Annotated in this window: 2 protein-coding genes; both read left to right on the plus strand. The window is 56.9% G+C overall.

Annotated features, from left to right (window positions below):
- Positions 1 to 286, plus strand: a 286-nt coding sequence (locus EXE45_RS16690; RefSeq protein ID WP_206750485.1) for a hypothetical protein, incomplete at its 5' end; no start/stop codon positions are given.
- Positions 279 to 443 carry a hypothetical protein gene (locus EXE45_RS19800; RefSeq protein ID WP_158293433.1) on the plus strand — a complete coding sequence of 55 codons (165 nt, stop codon included), beginning with the start codon at positions 279 to 281 and terminating at the stop codon, positions 441 to 443. The genes EXE45_RS16690 and EXE45_RS19800, both read left to right, overlap by 8 nt.
- Positions 444 to 478: the final 35 nt, after the last annotated feature.

A 478-nucleotide genomic window follows, 5' to 3' on the forward strand; every position in this document is an offset into this window, starting at 1 on the left:
GGGGAGGTCGTTGCCAAGGAGCTACGCCTACCGATGGATCGTGACCCGTTCGGGGACGTTGACACAGGGGGTGTCCCCGCCGATGACTAATCTCCTCCTCATCGGTGGCGTTGCGTACAGCCTAATCGGGATGTTCGTGATGGGTGTGGCGGCTGTAGAGGAGGCACAGAGTCGCCGTTCAGACCCGATCCTTGTCATCGTCCTCGGAGCGGTGTGGCCGCTCTTTGTGGCGCTGCTTGCTGGTACTGGGTTCTGTGCGTGGAGCGGGGTGTTTGACGATGACTGACGACGAGAGAGCGTCTGACACAGTCGCCACCGTGGTAATGTTGCTACCGCTCATCGTCTACATATTTGATGGCGGGTTTGAGACAATAGCCCTCGTTTACCTCGCCGTCATAGCGTTTGCTTCCGTCAAGATTCACGAGGAGATCAAGGATGACTGAATACGACGAAAGTGGTTCGTCTATCAGTACGTCGT

It is taken from the genome of Halorubrum sp. SP9 (genome assembly GCF_005435015.1).
GTDB classification, from domain to species: Archaea; Halobacteriota; Halobacteria; order Halobacteriales; family Haloferacaceae; genus Halorubrum; species Halorubrum sodomense.